The 18,708-nt window shown below is 64.1% G+C and carries 16 protein-coding genes; 6 read left to right on the plus strand and 10 right to left on the minus strand.

Translation table 11 applies throughout. The annotated features are described in order from the left end of the window. Window positions 1-119: 119 nt before the first annotated feature. Window positions 120-1,289 carry an acetyl-CoA C-acyltransferase gene (locus tag ACX4ZE_RS13960; RefSeq protein ID WP_480273826.1) on the minus strand — a complete coding sequence of 390 codons (1,170 nt, stop codon included), beginning with the start codon at window positions 1,287-1,289 and terminating at the stop codon, window positions 120-122. Between the two features lie 101 nt (window positions 1,290-1,390). Between ACX4ZE_RS13960 and ACX4ZE_RS13965 the strand changes: the two genes are divergently transcribed. Beyond that, the gene (locus tag ACX4ZE_RS13965; protein WP_480273827.1) at window positions 1,391-1,939 is read left to right on the plus strand and encodes a winged helix-turn-helix transcriptional regulator; all 549 of its coding nucleotides are present in this window, start codon (window positions 1,391-1,393) and stop codon (window positions 1,937-1,939) included. 68 nt (window positions 1,940-2,007) lie between these two features. Here ACX4ZE_RS13965 and ACX4ZE_RS13970 read toward each other — a convergent pair whose 3' ends face one another. Next, window positions 2,008-3,081, minus strand: a complete 1,074-nt coding sequence (locus tag ACX4ZE_RS13970) for an ABC transporter ATP-binding protein (protein ID WP_480273828.1) — start codon at window positions 3,079-3,081, stop codon at window positions 2,008-2,010. A gap of 177 nt (window positions 3,082-3,258) precedes the next feature. On the opposite strand from ACX4ZE_RS13970, the gene ACX4ZE_RS13975 reads away from it, so the two are divergent. The 3 genes from ACX4ZE_RS13975 to ACX4ZE_RS13985 all read left to right on the plus strand — a co-directional run bounded on the left by ACX4ZE_RS13975 (window position 3,259) and on the right by ACX4ZE_RS13985 (window position 6,226). Then, entirely contained in the window at window positions 3,259-3,555 is a 297-nt protein-coding gene (locus ACX4ZE_RS13975; RefSeq protein WP_480273829.1) for a hypothetical protein, read from the plus strand. After that, window positions 3,509-4,051, plus strand: a complete 543-nt coding sequence (locus tag ACX4ZE_RS13980; protein ID WP_480273830.1) for a nitroreductase family deazaflavin-dependent oxidoreductase — start codon at window positions 3,509-3,511, stop codon at window positions 4,049-4,051. The genes ACX4ZE_RS13975 and ACX4ZE_RS13980 overlap by 47 nt, the downstream gene beginning before the upstream one ends. A gap of 114 nt (window positions 4,052-4,165) precedes the next feature. Beyond that, window positions 4,166-6,226 (plus strand): PhoX family protein, encoded by a 2,061-nt coding sequence (locus tag ACX4ZE_RS13985; RefSeq protein ID WP_480273831.1) that lies wholly within the window; start codon window positions 4,166-4,168, stop codon window positions 6,224-6,226. Window positions 6,227-6,391: 165 nt separating this feature from the next. Here the strand turns inward: ACX4ZE_RS13985 and ACX4ZE_RS13990 are convergent, their stop codons facing one another. From ACX4ZE_RS13990 to ACX4ZE_RS14000, 3 genes are all read right to left on the minus strand, one after another. Further along, window positions 6,392-7,165, minus strand: coding sequence for a glycoside hydrolase family 25 protein (locus ACX4ZE_RS13990; RefSeq protein ID WP_480273832.1), 774 nt, complete (start codon window positions 7,163-7,165; stop codon window positions 6,392-6,394). A gap of 85 nt (window positions 7,166-7,250) precedes the next feature. Beyond that, window positions 7,251-8,588 carry a glucosylglycerate hydrolase gene (ggh, locus tag ACX4ZE_RS13995; protein ID WP_480273833.1) on the minus strand — a complete coding sequence of 446 codons (1,338 nt, stop codon included), beginning with the start codon at window positions 8,586-8,588 and terminating at the stop codon, window positions 7,251-7,253. 263 nt (window positions 8,589-8,851) lie between these two features. Next, the gene (locus ACX4ZE_RS14000; RefSeq protein ID WP_480273834.1) at window positions 8,852-9,163 is read right to left on the minus strand and encodes a hypothetical protein; all 312 of its coding nucleotides are present in this window, start codon (window positions 9,161-9,163) and stop codon (window positions 8,852-8,854) included. 406 nt (window positions 9,164-9,569) lie between these two features. Between ACX4ZE_RS14000 and ACX4ZE_RS14005 the strand changes: the two genes are divergently transcribed. Next, on the plus strand, window positions 9,570-10,259 hold the full coding sequence (locus ACX4ZE_RS14005; RefSeq protein ID WP_480273835.1) for an SDR family oxidoreductase: 690 nt from the start codon (window positions 9,570-9,572) through the stop codon (window positions 10,257-10,259). A 62-nt stretch (window positions 10,260-10,321) separates the two neighbouring features. On the opposite strand, the gene leuS is transcribed toward ACX4ZE_RS14005, so the two are convergent. After that, window positions 10,322-13,165 carry a leucine--tRNA ligase gene (gene leuS / locus ACX4ZE_RS14010; protein WP_480273836.1) on the minus strand — a complete coding sequence of 948 codons (2,844 nt, stop codon included), beginning with the start codon at window positions 13,163-13,165 and terminating at the stop codon, window positions 10,322-10,324. A gap of 163 nt (window positions 13,166-13,328) precedes the next feature. On the opposite strand from leuS, the gene ACX4ZE_RS14015 reads away from it, so the two are divergent. Next, window positions 13,329-13,736, plus strand: coding sequence for an SdpI family protein (locus tag ACX4ZE_RS14015; protein ID WP_480273837.1), 408 nt, complete (start codon window positions 13,329-13,331; stop codon window positions 13,734-13,736). Window positions 13,737-13,922: 186 nt separating this feature from the next. Here the strand turns inward: ACX4ZE_RS14015 and ACX4ZE_RS14020 are convergent, their stop codons facing one another. Genes ACX4ZE_RS14020 through ACX4ZE_RS14035 form a run of 4 tightly spaced genes read right to left on the minus strand, consistent with a single transcriptional unit; the run spans window position 13,923 to window position 18,413 of the window. Further along, window positions 13,923-14,978 carry an aminotransferase class I/II-fold pyridoxal phosphate-dependent enzyme gene (locus ACX4ZE_RS14020; RefSeq protein WP_480273838.1) on the minus strand — a complete coding sequence of 352 codons (1,056 nt, stop codon included), beginning with the start codon at window positions 14,976-14,978 and terminating at the stop codon, window positions 13,923-13,925. Further along, a complete protein-coding gene (locus ACX4ZE_RS14025) occupies window positions 14,975-16,015 on the minus strand; it encodes a 3-oxoacyl-ACP synthase III family protein (protein WP_480273839.1) in 1,041 nt (346 codons plus the stop codon). Before ACX4ZE_RS14025 ends, ACX4ZE_RS14020 begins: the two co-directional genes overlap by 4 nt. A gap of 8 nt (window positions 16,016-16,023) precedes the next feature. Next, window positions 16,024-16,683 carry an SRPBCC family protein gene (locus ACX4ZE_RS14030; RefSeq protein WP_480273840.1) on the minus strand — a complete coding sequence of 220 codons (660 nt, stop codon included), beginning with the start codon at window positions 16,681-16,683 and terminating at the stop codon, window positions 16,024-16,026. A 53-nt stretch (window positions 16,684-16,736) separates the two neighbouring features. Next, entirely contained in the window at window positions 16,737-18,413 is a 1,677-nt protein-coding gene (locus ACX4ZE_RS14035) for a thiamine pyrophosphate-binding protein (RefSeq protein ID WP_480273841.1), read from the minus strand. Window positions 18,414-18,708: the final 295 nt, after the last annotated feature.

Raw genomic sequence — 18,708 nt, forward strand, 5'->3', positions numbered from 1 at the left:
GTGTGGAGCGCTGGGTGCTGTGGTCCTGAACTATCCCAGTGCCTGTTCGCGCTGAGGCGGTGAGGTAATGGCGAGATTGCCCGTGATACCCACCCCGCGACCGGTATCACGGGCTTGGTTCAGAGTCGTTCGAGGATAGTGGCGTTCGCTAATCCGCCTGCTTCGCACATGGTCTGCAGGCCGTAACGGACGCCGCGCTCGCACATGGCGTGCACCAGCGTGGTCATCAGGCGGGCACCGGACGCGCCGAGCGGGTGCCCGAGTGCGATGGCGCCTCCGTTGACGTTGACCTTGGCTAGATCCGCCCCAGTGTCGTGTGCCCAGGCCAGCACTACCGGCGAGAACGCCTCGTTGATCTCGATCAGGTCGATATCTGACAACTGTAATCCGGCGCGCTGCAATACCTTTCCAGTCGCCGGGATTACCGCGGTGAGCATCAGCAGTGGGTCGTCCCCGACCACAGCGAAGCTGTGTAGCCGGGCCAGTGGTTTCAGCCCGAGTCGCGCAGCGCGTTCACTGGTCGTGATCAATAACGCCGCGCTTCCGTCGCTGACTTGGCTCGCGTTCGCCGCAGTGATTTCCCAGCCGATCTGTGGGAAACGAGTGGCCATGGCCGGGTCATAGTAAGCAGGACGCAGTGCCGACAGCGTTTCCAGTGTGCTGCCGACTCGGATGCCTTCATCGGTGGCCAGGCCGTTGATCGGCGCGAGTTCGCTGGTGAACCGCCCGTCTTTTGTTGCTAACGCGGCTTTTTCGTGGCTGCCCAGCGCGAATTCGTCTAGTTGGGTGCGGGCGAGCCCCCATGTGGCCGCGATCAATTCGGCGCTGATGCCCTGGGGCACTAGGCCGTCCGGGTAACGTTCGGCGAAACCGATACCGGAAATATCGTTCGAGCCGACCAGATTGGTGCCCATGGGAATCCGTCCCATTGATTCCACACCTGCGGCGACCACGATGTCGTAGGCGCCCGCGAGCACGCCCTGCGCGGCGAAATGGATTGCCTGTTGGCTGCTGCCACACTGTCGGTCGACGGTGACGGTGGGGACGGATTCGGGGTATCCGGCGGCCAGTGCGGCCCGCCGGGTCATATTGGCGGCCTGTTCACCGACTTGGGTGACGATACCGCCGATCACGTCGTCGATGCTCGCGGGGTCGATACCGCTGCGGTCGACTACCGCACGCAGGCTGTGGGCCAGCAGGTCTACTGCGTTGACATTGTGTAGTGCGCCGTTCGGCTTGCCTTTGCCGATCGGAGTGCGTACCGCCTCGACAATCACCGCGTCTCTCATGGCGTGTTCCCTTCCGAACCGAGAACCGGGCTCTCTCGCCTAGCTTTACTAAGTCATAGTCAGAATACATCTGACAATAGTTAAGGAAAGTCAGATTGGGTATGATGTTCGTCATGGCAGCAGTGATGGAAGGGCCATTGGCCGATCTGAGCTCATGGCAGACCGATGAGTGTTCGATCGCGAAAGCGCTCGATATCGTCGGCACCCGCTCAGCGGTGCTCATCCTGCGTGAGGCGTACTACGGAACCCGGAGGTTCGACGGATTCGCCAGCCGGGTCGGTATCACCGACGCGGCCACGGCCGCCCAGTTACGCAAGCTCACCGCGGCGGGCCTGCTGGCGAAACAGCCGTATCGGGAGGAAGGCAAGCGCACGCGGCACGAATACGTACTCACGGCGATGGGACGGGATCTGCTGCCCGCCGTGCTCGCCCTCATGCAGTGGGGCGATGCCTACTTGCAGGCGGGTCCGGCCCCGCTACTGCTGGTCGAGGAGGCGACCGGCGCCCCGGTGCGGGTGCGGGTGCGCAGCGAGTCCGGGCGCGAAATCGAGCTGGAGGAGCTGGGCGTGCGGCTCAACGAGGAGTACGTCCAGGCGCGACGGGTGGGTCACGAGGAAGCCCGAGTGGGCAAGGCGGGCGGGCGGCAGTGATGGCGTGAGCGCGTTTTGCCCGCGTGCCGCGCTGGAGCGGGCACGCGGGCTGTTCGGCGAGAAGGAGTTCAGCCGAGTCGTTCTCCGGCGGAGCCGAAGAAGTAGATGTGGTCCGGGTCGGCGCCCAGCCGCACGCGGGCCCCCTTCGCCGGTGGGTTACGCCAATCCGCTCGCGCCACCACGGTTTCCCCTGCACCGTTCTCGGTGCTGGTGCGGCCGTAGACGTAGGCGTCGGAGCCCAGCTCCTCCACCACGTCGACCTCCATCTCGATTCCGGAGCCATTGCCCAGATCGAAATGCTCGGGCCGGATGCCTACCGTTACGGTGGCTCCGGCCGCATCCGCGACCGAACGCGGCAGCTGGATCGGGTGGCCACCCAGTTCGACTGTGCCGCCGATGACCGGAAGTGGGAAAAGGTTCATGGCGGGTGAGCCCATGAAGCCGGCGACAAACACGTTGGCGGGATTACGGTACAGGTCACGGGGTGCGGCGCACTGTTGCAGCAGACCGTCCTTCAGCACGGCGACCCGGTCACCCATGGTCATCGCCTCGACCTGATCGTGCGTGACGTACACCGTGGTGGTGGCGAGCCTGCGCTGCAACTGCGCGATCTGTGTCCTCGTCTGTACGCGTAGCTTCGCATCCAAGTTGGACAGGGGCTCGTCCATCAGGAACACCTGCGGCTGACGCACGATCGCGCGGCCCATCGCGACCCGCTGGCGTTGGCCGCCGGACAGTGCTTTGGGCTTGCGGTCCAAGTAGGGTTCCAGATCGAGCAGTTTGGCTGCTTCCAGCACGCGCTGCTGTTTCTCCGCCTTGGCGACCTTGGCCAGTTTCAGCGCGAAGCCCATGTTTTCCGCGACGGTCATATGCGGGTAGAGCGCGTAGTTCTGGAACACCATGGCGATATCGCGTTCTTTGGGCTCGGCGTGGGTCACGTCGTCGGCGCCGATGAGGATGCGGCCGCCGTTGACGTCTTCGAGCCCGGCGAGCATACGCAGCGACGTCGATTTTCCGCAGCCGGAAGGACCGACCAGCACAAGGAACTCACCGTCGGCGATCTCCAGGTTCAACTGATCTACCGCGGGCTTGGTGGCGCCAGGGTAGCGCCGCGTAGTGTGGTCGAAGGTCACAGTAGCCATGTGGCGTCACATCCCATCCCGGCAGGAACGTGCCGGACGATCCGAGTAAGGGCGGGGTGATCGTACTAGGCCATTCGACCAGCAATGAGCATTTTATGCGTTTCTGCTAATGTGTTTATCGTCATAACTCCATTGCCGAGTGCAGGGATTGCCGGGTGCAGGGAAGGGAGTATTTCTATGACTACAGCACACGTGCAGCACACCGACCACGACCACACTCATGGTCCGGACTGCGGTCACAAGGCCGTTGCGCATGGAGACCATGTCGATTACGCCCACGACGGTCATCTGCATCGCGAACATGAGGGGCACTACGACGAATGTGAGCCGTCCGGGCACATCGAGTGCGCGGACCACTCGCACCAGCACGGTCCTGATTGTGGTCACGACGCTGTTCAGCACGGTGACCACCTCGACTATCTGCACGATGGTCACCGCCACGCCGTGCACGGCGGGCACTACGACGAGCATTGATCCGCCGCGCACTTCTCGATGCGGCATACGGCTGAGGAAGCTGGGCCCGGTTTGTCGTTGCTCGGTCCGATGCAGCCGAGGAAGGTGCACCCTGGACGTCGAGGACATCAATCGTCGAACCATCGCGCAGTTCCGGGCAGGCGGTGCGCTCACGGATTTGTGTCGTGACTGCTTGATTTTGCTGACGACGACAGGACGTTGTTCCGGAGTCCCGCATACCACCCCGATGATGTTCCACCGCGACGGCGACCGCCTGTTGATCGTCGGCTCCAACGTTGGCGCATCGACGCACCCCGACTGGTATCTGAACCTACGCGAGAACCCGCGTGTCACCGTCGAGATAGGTGGGAAAATCCATGCGGCGCTGGCTGTTCCGCTTACCGGTGAGGATCTGGCCTGTACCTGGGCCATGCTAGAGACTGTCTATCCGTTCTTCGCCGAGCACAAGATGAACACGGCCCGCGTCATCCCGGTGGTCGCGCTGACCCTGTCGTGAGGTAGCACCACTTCCATAAGAGTTACCTAATTAGTTGTCTGTTCACTTTGTCGTATTGTCCGGATTGTCCGGGTGGTTTAGCGTGCGGCCGTCAAGCCAAACCCAGGAGTCGTCGTGAGTCTGCAACCACTCGCCCTTTTCGTGAAGCATGACGGTCAGTCGTCGCGCGCCGCCGTCACGTGCGCATACCGGTGCGCGAACGCATGCTTTCACGAGGTACCGAACACTTCCAGCAATGCCTACTTCGGCGACATCATCAGCTCACTGAACCGGCGCGGGCTGATCAAAGGCACAGCGGCCGCGGTGCTCGCGGTCGGCGCGGGCAGCATGCTCGCCGCATGCGGCGATGACAGCGAGCCGGTCGCCGCGCAGGAGCCGACCGGCTCGGCGGGCACCGGCACCGGTTTCACCGCCGTCGCGCCGAATACCGAAGATGCCGTGGTGATCCCGGAGGGTTACGAGCAGTCCGTCGTGATCCGCTGGGGCGATCCGCTGTTTACGGACGCACCTGCCTTCGATTTCGACAAGCAGACTGCCGCCGCGCAGGTCCGGCAGTTCGGTTACAACAACGATTTCGCAGCCCTGCTGCCGATCGAGGGTCAGGCCAACAGCTATCTGCTCGTGGTCAACCATGAGTACACCACCGGCCCGCAGATGTTCCGCGGCTACAACGATGACGAGCCCACTGATGAGCAGATCGCGATCACCATGGCCGCGCACGGTTTGAGCGTGGTCGAGGTCAAGGGCGAATCCGGTTCTGGCAGAATTGTTCCAGCCTTCGGCAAGTACAACCGCAGGATCACCCCGGCCACCGAGTTCATGCTGACCGGACCCGCCGCGGGCAGCGAGTTCGTGAAGACCTCCGCCGACCCGACCGGTACCAAGGTCCTCGGCACGATGAACAACTGCTCAGGTGGTGTAACACCTTGGGGAACAGTGCTTTCCGGTGAGGAGAACTTCAACGGCTACTTCGCCAACGGCGACAAGGTGACTGATGAGGCTGTCATGGCGCGGTTGAAGCGCTACGGCTTGGCCGAGGGTAAGACCACCAACAAGTGGGAGCGCGCGGACAAGCGTTTCGATCTGCTCCAGGAACCGAACGAGGCCAACCGATTCGGTTACGTGGTCGAGGTCGACCCGTGGGATCCGACATCGACGCCGATCAAGCACAGCGCGATGGGGCGGCTCAAGCATGAGGGCGCCACCATCTATGTCACGAAGAACGATGAGGTGGTCTCCTATACCGGCGACGACGAACGGTTCGACTACATGTACAAGTTCGTGTCCGCGCGCAAGAGGCAGCCTGGCACCGGCGCGGCGAGCATGCGGCACAACTTAACCATTTTGGACGCAGGCACGCTGTATGTCGCCACACTCACCGGCGATCATCCGGACAAGATCGACGGTTCGGGCAAGAAGCCGTCGGACAAGGGATTCACTGGCACTGGCCAGTGGATTCCACTGCTCGAAACCGGTGTAGACGGCAAGGGTAGGTCCCTGGTCGACGGTATGAGCGCTGAAGAGGTCGCGGTTTTCACTCGGCTGGCCGCCGACAAGGTCGGCGCCACCAAGATGGACCGGCCGGAGGACTTCGAAGCCAATCCGCACACCGGCAAGGTGTATGTCGCGCTGACCAACAACAGCAAGCGTGGCAAGGAGGGCAAGCCAGGTCCCGATGCGGCGAACCCGCGTAACCTCAACAAGAACGGTCAGGTCCTGGAGATCGACGACGACCACACCGGCACCACGTTCACCTGGTCGCTGCTGCTGGTCTGCGGTGATCCCGCGGCTGCGGATACTTATTACGGCGGGTTCGACAAGGCCGAGGTCAGCCCGATCTCTTGTCCGGACAACCTGGCCTTCGATCCGTACGGCAACCTGTGGGTATCCACCGATGGCAATGCCTTGAAGTCGAATGACGGGCTGTTCTCCGTGGTGCTCGACGGGCCGAATCGGGGTGAGACCAAGCAGTTCCTCACCGTCCCTCGTGGTGCGGAGACCTGTGGCCCTATAGTCACTGAATCTCGCGTGATGGTATGTGTGCAGCATCCGGGAGAAACCGACGACTCGACCCCCGACAACCCGTTCTCGCACTGGCCGGACGGTGGCACAGCCCAACCGCGCCCTTCTGTTGTGGTGGTGTGGAAGAAGGACGGCGGCCGGATCGGCGTCTGATATCGCGGCCGTTTATTCGCTGGAACGAGTAGAGGTTCTGTACCGATCCGGGATTGTGACACCGAGTCCTCTCATGACAGGGGAGGGCTCGGTGTCACTTGGGGCATTGAGCCGACTCCAGGATTTGGGCGGGCAAGACATTATTCGCGCCGAGGATCTCGATGCCTATGAGGGGATGTAGGAACCTGATGGCTTCACTTCAGGGTAGCCAGTGAGTTGGCGCATGTTCGCGTAACTGGCGAGATCACCTTGCGCGCCGCTGTATACGTTGAGGTCGACGGGGCCTGTGATGCCGGGAATGGCGCCGCTGTCGGTAGTCTGCCAGAAAGTCCAGGTGCGCCAGCCGCCGGGGACTTCGGGTTGGGGGTTGCCACGATAGTCGGCGATCCACAACGGGTAGTCGGCGAATTCGGTGGTGTCGGCCATCGCGGTCCGCCAGAAGCTGGGATAGGTGTAGATGATCGGGACCCGGCCGGTGAGAGTTTTTACTGTGGCAAGGTAGCGGCGGGTCCAGTCGATCAGGGCCGCTGGACCGAGTCCGCCGGTGTGTTCGAGGTCGAGTACCGGCGGTAGGTCGAGCGGACCGTTCTGTCCGAGCGCTACCGCCGCGTACAGCGCGGCTTGTGGCTCGGGTGGCAGATTGGGCCTGGCATAGTGGTAGGTCCCTCGGACCAGGCCTGTGGCGCGAATCAGCAGGCTGTCGGGTATGTAGTAGGGGTTGATGTAGCTGAGCCCCTCGGTGGCCTTGACCATGGCGAAGTCATAGCCGGCGTTCTTGACCGCGAACCAGTTGATCAGGCGCCCGTCGCCGTGCTGCCAGGACGAGACATCCAGGCCGGTCGGCGCGGCGTGCGCGGGTAGCGTAGCGCTCAGGATGCCGGACAGCGTGATCAGTGACAGCACCGTGCTGCGGTGGAGGAGCGATCTCCGGGAGGACATGCCGATCTACGATAGTTATTCGCTATTGCTATGGTCGGTATTGCGATCGGTGCGGCGTCCACTCGGCTGTGTGAGCAGGTCTGGCTCACCCCAGCCAATCCAGTACGGAAGCAGCCGTCCAAGACTGCTGCATACTGCCCAGTGCCTCGCCGGTGAACGGTTCGTAGTATTCGGCGAAGCTGCCATCGCTGGCCTGGCGCAGGCCCTCGGCGCGTAGCATGAACGCGCGTTCGGCCCAGCCACGCCGGGCGAAGGCCCAAGAGAACAGCCAGCTCATCACGGGCCACACCGGGCCGCGCCAGTACTCGCGGGGGCGAAAATCTCTGGATACCGGCGAGGTCGATGGTGGCAGTGCGTAGCGTAGATCCGGGTGCCCGCAGAAACGTGGTCCTTCGAACAGCCGAAGCAGGGCGCGTTCGGTATCGCGGGGCAGCCCGCCGCACAGCAGCGGAGCGAACATTGCGAGTGTCTCGGTATTGATCCACCGCTGTAATCGCACGTCGAAGTCGCGGGCCGTGCCGGTGCGCGAGTCGGTTGTCGCGATGACTCCTGTGCGGAACCGGCTGGCCCAGGTGTAGAGGTCGCGGATGTCGGCGTTCGGCTGTTTGTGTTCCTCGCCGATATTGGCCAGGACCTCGCAAGCCAGTGCGAAGATCCCGGTGACGAATACGTCCTCCACGGCGAAACTCATGGTCGAGGCGAGCAGATAGTCGTCGTAACCGGCGCGGCGCATCTGCTCGACCAGCCACAGGTAGCGGTCATACTCGCGGTCGCTCGGGCGCTGGGTCGGGTCGGAGACCACCAGTACATCCTCGCGGTGGTATGGCGGCAGGTCGCCGGGGATCACGTGTTCGTAGGCGCGGTCCCAGCGCGGTGAATTATCCATCCCGGATTCCCAGCCGTGATACAGAGTGATGCGGCCGGTCTCTTTGGGATCGCGGGCATGTGCCAGCCAACGATGCCAGCGCACCAGATCCGGCCAGTGTCGGTTGAGGAATTCTTCGCCGATCATCCTGGTAGTGCGTCCGTGCCTGCGCGAGTGATCCAGGATTCGCTGTACCGCGATGGCGTGCACCGGCGGCTGAGTGATCCCAGAGGTGTCCGGCCCGTCCGGCGCATTGACGGCCAGCTTGCGGCATTCCCAGCGGGCCGGCCCGGGAAAGTAACCGTCTACGCCGTTGGCGAAGACGATATGCGGGATCATGCCGTTCTTCCACTGCGCCGATAGCAGTGTGTCCAACTCCATCACTGCCCGTTCCACACTGAGCGGGGCCAGCCCCACCGCGACGAACGCCGCGTCCCAACTCCACATGTGTGGATACAGTCGCGGTGCGGCGCTGGTCATGGTGCCCAGATCGTTGCCGCGTAGCAGGTAGGCAGCGCGGGCCGCGAGCTGGGTTGGGGTGAAGCCCAGATATACCATTCCCCTATTCTGCGGTGCTGTTCATGAACGTGCCCGGACAGCGCCGTCCTGCCCGCCTTCTGTCGCGCCATCAGTACCTGGCCATCAGTACCTCTGCCGCGCGGGAGGCAGATCCCCTGCCATCTCTCCTATTACAGTGAGTCCCAGTCTCTTCAGCTCCGCGATCGCTACATCGGGGCGATCGCGCACCGCCGCCGCTGTCTGCTTCCGCCGCCAGGTTTCCCGGCCTATTGTGACCTCGGACTCCCACCCGTCGCGGGCAGCTACCCGGCAATCATCGGCTTCTTTCCGCGCCTGTCGGCCAACTGGAACTGCGACTTGTGTACTGCGAGATGGCATTGCGCACGATCGAGAGTCAACTCGAAGCCGAGGATTATGTTTCCGATGGCGCGACCGCCCGGCTCGGCATGGATACTCTGCCGATAGCTGAATGCGTACCTGCCTCCTCTGGGGGAGGCGTTCACGGTGAGCTGGTCGCCATCGGGGGCGCCCTCCAAGCACATCAGTGCTCGGGTCGACACATCCAGAGCGAACTCGTGGGCTTGTCTCTCGAGTTCCGACCGCCCCTCACTCATCCTCGAGGAGGAATTCGAGCGACCGCAATTCGTCCCATGCCGCCAGCTCTTCGGGGGTCAGTGCGCACTGCGCGGCGATTTCGCCGATCTCGGTTCGCGTCATACCTACACGCCGCAAAATGTCTTGATGGCGGCACCGAAGTTCCTCGGATGTGGCGTGCTCGACCGTGACAGTCATCGCTGAATCACCCTCCCTGCTTCGCCGGTGGCTGTCTGCGCTCATTATGCACATATCGCTCTCTGTTCGGGTGGATCGAGGCGAATAGTGTCGGACGTGGCGTGCCAATGTCTGGATATACTATCTTGAATCGAACAAATTTTCGATAACAGGTGCTGTGCTACCCGCCTGTACATCGGCGTAGCTCCGGTCGGCATCGTGATCGCCCCGCCGATTACGGTGAAGATCATGACTTCGCCCGTGCCAAGGAAACCGACCGCATTGATCACCGGCGCGGGCCGTGGGCTCGGCGCTGCCATCGCCCGTGAACTCGCCCCGACGCACAATCTGCTGCTCGGCGCCCGGTCGGCGGAGTCGTTGCGTGCCATTCTGGCGGAGCTGCCCGGTGTGGAGAGGCTGCCGGTCGAGCTGACCGACTACCCCGCCGTCGCCGCGGCGGTCGCGCCGATCCGGCGGCTGAATGTGTTGGTGCACAATGCGGGCATCGCCGATATCGACACGATCGCGGACTCCACCGTCGAGCAGTGGCGAGAAACTCTGGAAGTCAACCTGATCGCGGTCGCCGAGCTGACCAGGCTGCTACTACCGGCGCTACGTGCGGGCAACGGCCATGTGGTGTTGATCAATTCGGGCGCCGGGCTGCGCGCGAACGCGGGTTGGGCCTCTTACGCCGCGAGCAAGTTCGGGCTGCGTGCCTTCGGTGACGCGCTACGGCTGGAAGAGCCCGCACTGCGTGTCACCTCGATTCATCCGGGACGCATCGATACCGATATGCAGCGCGAGATCATCGCGGGCGAGGGGCGCGAGTACCGGCCTGAGGAGTTCCTCACCCCGCAGACCGTGGCGGGTGCGGTGCGCGCGGCCATCGAAACTCCCCGCGACGCGCACCCCACCGAGATCGTGCTGCGGCCGTACTGAACACACGCGGTCGGCTGTGACGGCTCAGTGCGTGCCGTGCTGCGTCAAGCGACGATGCTAAGTCAAGCGACGATATTGACCAAGCGTCCCGGCACCACGATCAGCTTGCGCGGCGCCTTCCCGTCGAGCAGCGCGGCGATCTTCTCGTCGGCCAGCGCGGCCGTTTCGATCGTCGAGTTGTCGGCATCGGCGGCCACTTGGATGCGGCTGCGCAGTTTGCCGTTCACCTGGATCGGGTATTCCACCGCCTCGTCCACCAGCAGCGTGGAATCGGCGGTCGGGAACGGTCCGTGCGCCAGAGATTGGTTGTAGCCGAGACGTTCCCACATTTCCTCGGCGATATGCGGCGCCAACGGCGCCAGCATCAGCACCAGTGGCTCCACCACCGAACGTGGCGCGCCGCCCGGATAGTTCTTGGTCAGGTGGTTGGTGAGCTCGATCAGCTTGGCGCCCGCCGTATTGTCGCGAAGGGCTGCGAAATCCTCGTCCACGCCCGCGATCGTCTTGTGCAGCAGGCGCAGCGTCTCTTCGGAAGGCGCGGTTTCGGAGACCCGCAGCGCCCCGGTCTCCTCGTCCACCACCAAGCGCCACGCGCGCTGCAGGAAGCGGTGCGCGCCGACGACATCCTTGGTCGCCCACGGCCGCGAGGTGTCCAGCGGACCCATGGCCATCTCGTAGAAACGGAAGGTGTCCGCGCCGTAGAGATCACACATCTCGTCCGGGGAGATGGCGTTCTTCAGCGACTTGCCGATCTTGCCGTATTCCTGGAACACCTCGATCTCGCCGGTGTCGGTGGGCCAGAAGAACTTGCCGTCGCGTTCCACTACTTCGGCGGCGGGCACATATGCGCCGCGTGCGTCGGTATAGGCGTGCGCCTGGATGTAGCCCTGGTTGAACAGGCGCCGGTACGGCTCGGACCCACTGACATCGCCCAGGTCGAACAGTACTTTCTGCCAGAACCGGGCATACAGCAGGTGCAGCACAGCGTGCTCGACACCGCCTACATACAGATCGACGCCACCGGGATCGTCCGGTCCGCCGACCTCGGTGCGCGGGCCCAGCCAGTACGCTTCGTTCTCCCCGGCGCAGAATGCTTCGGTGTTGGTCGGGTCGGCGTAGCGCAGTTGGTACCAGGAGCTACCCGCCCAGTTCGGCATGACGTTCGTATCGCGCCGATAGGTCTTGGGTCCATCGCCCAGGTCCAGTTCGACGCGCACCCAGTCGGCGGCCTTGGCCAGCGGTGGTGAGGGCTCGGAGTCCGCGTCGTTCGGATCGAAGGTCACCGGGGCGAAATCGTCCAGTTCCGGAAGCCGTACCGGCAGCATGGATTCCGGTAATGCGTGCGGTGCGCCCTGTTCGTCGTAGACGATCGGGAACGGCTCGCCCCAGTAGCGCTGGCGGGCGAACAGCCAGTCCCGCAGCTTGTACTGGATGGTGCCGGTGCCGTGGCCACTGGACTCCAGTCGGGCGATCACCGTCGCCTTGGCCTCTTCGACCGAAAGCCCGTTCAAGTAGTCGGAATTCACCAGCTCGCCATCACCGGAATAGGCCGAGACGGTGAGGTCGCCGCCGGAGATGACCTCCTTGATCGGCAGACCGAGCGCGGTGGCGAAATCCCAGTCCCGTTGGTCGTGGCCGGGTACCGCCATGATCGCACCGGTGCCGTATCCGCTGAGCACGTAGTCGGCGATGAAGATCGGCACCGGTGTGTTGTCGACCGGGTTGATGGCGTAGGCGCCGAGGAAGACCCCGGTCTTCTCTTTGCTCTCCTGGCGCTCCAGATCCGACTTGGCCGCGATGGACTCGCGGTAGGCCGTGACAGCGTCGGCGGGGGACGCGGCGCCTTCGTTGGTCCAGCGGGGATCCACGTCGGCGGGCCATGCCGCGGCGGTCAGTTTGCCGACCAGCTCGTGTTCGGGCGCCAACACGACATAGGTCGCGCCGAACAGGGTGTCGGGCCTGGTGGTGAAGACCTCGATCTGCGCGCCGTCGGCGTCGAACTTCACCTGCGCGCCGCGCGAGCGCCCGATCCAGTTGCGCTGCATGGCCTTGACGTTCTCCGGCCAGTCCAGGCGGTCCAGATCGTCGACCAGCCGATCGGAGTAGGCGGTGATGCGCATCATCCATTGCCACAGTCGCTTGCGGAACACCGGGAAGTTACCCCGCTCACTGCGGCCTTCCGCGGTGACCTCCTCGTTGGACAGCACAGTGCCGAGACCGGGGCACCAATTGACCATGGAATCGGTCTGGTAGACGAGGCGATACGAGTCGAGCAGGGCGCTACGCTCGGCGGCACCCATGGTGGTCCAGTTCTTCCCGTCCGGCGTCGGCCGCGCACCGGAGGCGAACTGGGCCTCCAGATCGGCGATCGGGCGGGCGCGACCGGCCTCTCGGTCATACCAGGCGTTATAGATGCGCAGGAAGATCCACTGGGTCCAACGGTAGTACTCGGGGTCGGTGGTCGCGAACGAGCGGCGTCGATCGTGTCCGAGGCCGAGCCGGTCCAGCTGACGCCGCATGGTGGCGATATTCGCCTCGGTGGTGTCGCGCGGGTGCGCGCCGGTCTGCACCGCGTACTGCTCGGCGGGCAGGCCGAAGGCGTCATAGCCGAGGGCGTGCAGCACGTTGCGGCCGTGCATGCGGTGATAGCGGGCGAAGACGTCGGTGGCGATATAGCCGAGCGGATGTCCTACGTGCAGTCCCGCACCCGACGGATAGGGGAACATGTCCTGCACGAAAAGCTTGTCCGACGGAGTGGAACCTGCTAGCGGACCAACCGGGTTCGGTGCATGGAACGTTCCGCGTTCGTCCCACACCCGCTGCCACCGGCGTTCGATACGGCCGGCAAGCTCCGCGTTGTACCGGTGCTCTGGTACATCGCTTTCGGTTGCACGTGTCTCTTGCACGGTCCTGCCTTCTATGGTCGCCGATCCTCCGACAAACTTCGCCTCTCAGGGTAGAACGTCCAGCCGACCAGATCGGAAATCGGGCTGGCCTGGACTTCCGGTTGCGTTCATCGTCACACGGCCCATTACCCTGCGATCGGTGCCGGTGCGCTAGCCTGCAGAGGTGTTCGTCGTCGCTCTCGCCCTGTTCGTGCTGGCCTTGGTAGCCATAACAACCGGCACACTCGGGCTGACCGGCCGGTTGCCCCGTAACCGTGTCTTCGGGGTGCACACCGAGGCCGCGCTGTCGGATGACGAGGCGTTCCGGGTCGCCAACCGGGTCGCCGCCCCTACTTCGATCGCGGCCGGCGCTCTGTTGTTCGCCGGCGGTCTGGTCACTTTGGTCGTCGGCGGGATAGCCGCGCTCGTTGTCGTGGCGGGCGTCGCCGTTATCGCCCTGTTCACCCTCGGCGCGGGCGCTAATGCCGCGGCGCGGGTCGCCGATGGCATCGCCCCGCCTGCCGAGTTGGGCGGCTGCGGCAGCTCGTGTGGCGCGTGCTCGCTGCGCGACACTTGCCAGCCTGCGAGCTGAGCTGTCGCGTGGCTACCGCGCGCACTCCGGTGGCGGCGCGAAGCCGCGAGACAGCGGACTGTCTGTCGGAGTGATGTAGAGCACGCCCGGAATGCGCGCCACGTCATCCGTCGAGTGAACTACGCGGAACCGAGGTCGGTTCCGCGTAGCATGTACACGTCGCAGGGGCAGGCGTTGTGCCCGGATTCAGTTGTGATGCGGAGCAGGTCGCCTGAGTTGGGCGAGGGCTTGCCGGACGGCGCGGTCGGCAGCGGGGTCTCCGACCGCGATGCGTGCGCTGCCGTCCGGGTAGGGCTTGGCGACGATGGCCGCGCGGCGCAATGCGGTGACAATGCCGGGACCGGGAAGGTACAGGAAGTTGGCGTGGCTTTTCGGTACCGCGATGCCGTGGGCCAGTATGGCGTCGCGGAGCGCGTCTCGTGCTTCGGTGATGCGGAGGGTTCGCGCGGCCAGTTCGGGTTCGGCGGCGTAGCAGGCAGACACGGCGGCTACCGCTGTCGAGCTCATCCCGAACGGTAGTTGCAGTCCGAGAACCCGTGCGATCAGCTCTGGTCCGCCGAAGGCATACCCGATGCGTAACCCGGCCAGACCGTACGCCTTGGAAAAGGTGCGTAGTACAAGGAGGTTGGGATGCTTCTCGATCAGCGTCAGCGGATCGATGTATTCGGCGGCGCCGAGGAATTCGACATACGCCTCATCCAGGAGCACTGGCACTCGGGTAGGTATATCGGACAGGAAAGCCGCCAACTCGTCCGCCGGGATCACCGTGCCGGTCGGGTTGTGCGGACGGCACAGCACAACCAAGGTGGTTCGCTTGCCGATGGTCCGCAGCATTGCCCGCAGGTCCTGTCTGCCCGCCGCATCCAATGGCACCATGACGGACTCGACTCCGGCCATCCCGGCCATAATCGGGTATCCATCGAAGGTTGGTGTGCTGTAGACGATTTCGCTTCCCGCTGTGGTCAGCGATCGCAAGATCTGCATCGCCACTCCGGTCGCGCCGGACCCGACCACGACCTGATCCGGCTGCACGCCGACATGTTGTGCGATCAGCGTCGGTAGCTGCCGCGGCAGGAATTCGGGATACCGATTCGCCTGGACCATTGTGCTCTGCACTGCCCGCAGGACGGAGGGGAGCGGAGGGAATGGATTCTCGCTCAGGCTCACATCGAACTTCGGCGCTACTCGCGGGGAACCGAGCCTGCGTGTGGACCGGGTGCCGTCGGCGAAGTGGACGCTCATCGAGCCGCCCCCCAGCGAACAGCGGCCGCGCCGGCGAAGTCGCCCGCGTGCGCGAACGCCGCCAGCAATACCAGCGACCCGTTGGGTAGTCCGCCCGTCTGATTCGCTGTATCCAAGGTCACCGGAATGCCTGCGGCGAAAAGGTTCCCGCAGGAGTCGAAGGTATCCGGATGCCGTTCCGGCGGAAGCTCCAGCGCGTCGCGCCAGTTGCGCAGAAACAAGCGATTCGGCTGGTTGGTGACGAAGACATCGACATCGCTCCCTCGCACCCCGATCCGATCGCAGACCGCGAACGACACTTCCGGAACCAGCCGGTTGCCACGGGCCAATACCTTGGTGACCTTGGATTCGGTGAAGCTGACGCAGCTCTGCCCCTCGCCTGGCTCCCAGTACCGGCGCGTGCCGTTGGTGGAGAACTCCATATCCCCCGCGAATTCGGGATAGGTACGGCATTCGATGTCCAGAATCGGTGCGCTGTCGTCCTTGCGGAGCAGCCCGACACCGCAGCCGTCGCCGGGTACCGGCGCCTGCGCCAGCTTGCGGATCTCGGACTGGGTGAACACCGGTCCCGCGCAATTCTGGGTCGCCGCGATCAGTGCGGTGCGGGCCGGAGTGGACTGCAACACCATGCGAGCCAGCGACATCATGTGCACGAATGCCGCGCAGCCGCTGTTGTGCACGTCGTAGACGAATGCGGGACGGATACCGAGTCGCCGCGCCACCTCGGAGCCACAACCGAGCACCGGGTTGTCCGGCAGCTGGGTGTGGGTGATCAGCACGTCGATATCAGCGATCACATCGTCGCCGTGGCGTTCACGCAGTGGAGCGACGGCCTGCTCGACCATATCCACTGCGGTCTCATCGCGTGCCACGTGGTGTCGGCGCTTCGGCGAACGGAACATGACGTTCTTCGCCATTCGGTCCGAGCGCGAGAATTGAGTGAAGTATTCGGTGCCGATCGGCTCGCCGGGGAGGTAGGAGGCCACATCGATGAGGCTCACCGGGGAAAGCCCTGAGGTATGGGGAAGGGATGTCATCGGGCTGCTCATTTCATCCAGTCGGGCTTGATGGGCAGGCCGTGGGTGGCTCGGTACTCGCAGATAGCCTTGAGGTTGTCCATCTCCAGTTGGTGCCCTGCCGAGAACATCTCCCAGAAGTCGCCGACCCACACCGGTCGCTTCGGCGGCGCGGTTTCGGGATAGGGGTTCCCGTCGTAGAACGGATGCTTGCAGTTCATCCACAGCACCACCGAACCCGGCTTGTCGAACACCACTTGCGCGTCGATCACGCGCAGCAGATAGATCATCCACAGGTGCTGTCCCTGGTCCCACGCGCAGTGGTAGTCGACCGTCATCGCATCGGGGTTGGCGACGGTGCGGGTGAAGATGGTGGTCTCGGAGCCGAGCCGGTCATAGGCGAGCCACAATCCGGGCTCGTCGGTCTCCACGAACCCGCGCAGGCTGTAGGTCCACTCTTCCAGCGATCTGGTGTCGGCAAGATATTCGTACACTTCGCGGGGCGGTGCGGCGATGTATCCCTGCACCGGGCAATACTCGCCGTATATCTGGTCATGCGGGTATACGGAGCGCAGCATGTCCATGATGATCGGGGTGGTCGCGTCTTTGTCGGAGTTCTCGATGCGCAGCACACTCGGTACGGCTTCGTCCGGGATGTCGCTGAGCGCGGGGAGGGAACTGGTGGTCATGGAGGTACTCTCTTCTCGGCAGGTACTGCCGTGGGCCGGGCGAGTGCGGGTTGTCATGGATTGCTGGATTGCTCGATGGCGGACAGGAACGGCAGGAACGGGGGGATCTCGTCGGAGTCGCATTCGACCGAAAGGAATGACGGTCCTGGTGTTCGCACGCAGTGTTCCAATGCGGCGGCGAGGTCACCGACGGAGTGCGCGGAGAACGCGGGCAGGCCGGGAAACATGGCGGCGACCCCCGCCCCCAGGTGCGCGGGCCGGAAACGGTTGAAGCTGTAGCGGTCTCGATAATACAGCTGTTCTCTGGTCACGCACATGGCATGGGCGTTGTTGTTCAGGACAACGAAGGTGATCGGTAGGGCATACTCGATCGCGGTGTGTATTTCCATGCCGTGCATGAAGAATGCGCCATCGCCTGCGATGACGACGGTGTGCTGCAGGGCTTCGGTAGCCTGCTTGGCGAACGCGGCGCCGATTGCGGCGCCGAACGCGTATCCCATGCCGCCCATGCCGAGCGCGACGACGAACCGCCCGCCGCGCGGAACCCGCAGATGGTGCACAGCCGCCGCGCCGGTATTGCCCGCGTCCGCGAACACGTCGGTGCCCTCCGGCAGCGCGGCGTCGATTGTCTCGATCAGATCCCGGTAGCGCAGTCCAGGGCCGGACGCGTCGGGCACCCGCAGCGTCGTCGGTGATTGTGCTGTGCGGATATATTCGGAAACTACTGTGCTACTGGGTAGTTCGCTGATCATATCGGCAAGGGTGCGAGACAGATCGGTGCTGTTCGCGTGGATGGCAGGCAGATACGGTGGCGCGACACCGATGCTGGCTACTGTGCTCTCGGTGAGCGAGGCCTCCAAGCCGGCCCTGGCTGTGACCGGCAGCCGGGTGCCGATCAGCAGGCACAGTGCCGAAGATCGGATGGCCGCGGCCAGCTCGGGATGGCCCATACTGCCCGCGACGCCGCAGTACCCGGGATCGGTATTGTCGTAGGAGTCCTTCGCGTCGGGTGTGACGCCCACCGCGGCGTCCAGCACGACAGCCAAGCGAGCAAGTTCCGCGCGCGCTTCGTCTCGCGCGACCTGATCACCAGCGATGATCACGATCTTTCCGGTATGCCGTGCGGTATCCAGTGCCGCACGCACACGGGCGATTCCGTCTTTGTCGTTTCGGTGCCGCGCGGGGGGTATGGACACCGACGTGACTGCGTCGAGTTCGGTCTGCTGTATGTCTTTCGGGAGCAGTAGCACCGCCGGGCCACCGCGCCGGGCGGCGCCGATTGCCTTGGTCAGCTGACTGGGCAGATCGGCGCCGTTCTCCACGCGCGCGCAGTACATGCTGACCGCGCTGAAGATACGGACGGCATCGATGGCGCCCGCGCGTCCACTGGTGTCCTGGAATGCTCCGTTGCCCTCCGCTGTGCTCGGCGGCTGCCCGATCAGCGCGAGCACCGGAATCCGGGATGCGAACGATTCGGCCAGGCCGGCAACGAGGTTCATCGCACCACCGCCGGAGGTGGACGCGACGACTCCGAACCCGCCTGCGATGCGGGCGTAGCCGTCGGCCATGGTGGCCGCGGAGAACTCGTGCTTGGCGATCACACCGGTGATCACATCCGAAGCCTCGAAGATCGCGTCGTACAGGTCTTCGATATTGGCCCCGCCCACACCGAAGATGTGTCGCACGCCCAGTGCCGAGACCGCGTGCACAAGGTAATCCACAACTCGCATCGGTGTTCCCTTCCCGCTGAATATTCGGCTGTGCATTGGGTGATACGAGCGCGGCCACCGGATAGTTCAACGATGAGGGGAGATATTTCATATTCAGCGGCGCGTCCGGCGCGACAAGCGAACAGAGCCGTTTCGCGGCATACCAGCCGTTCATGCCGTTCATCGAGACTATCTACAGTCTGTCGACGGTCATCGAGATCAGCGACAACGGCGTTGTCTCGATCGCATGGCATGTGGGCATCGCGGCGGCCGGGTATCCGTAGGCGTTTGTGTTCTTCCGGCGGCAGACGCGTCG

This window comes from Nocardia sp. TBRC8007, from assembly GCF_056629435.1.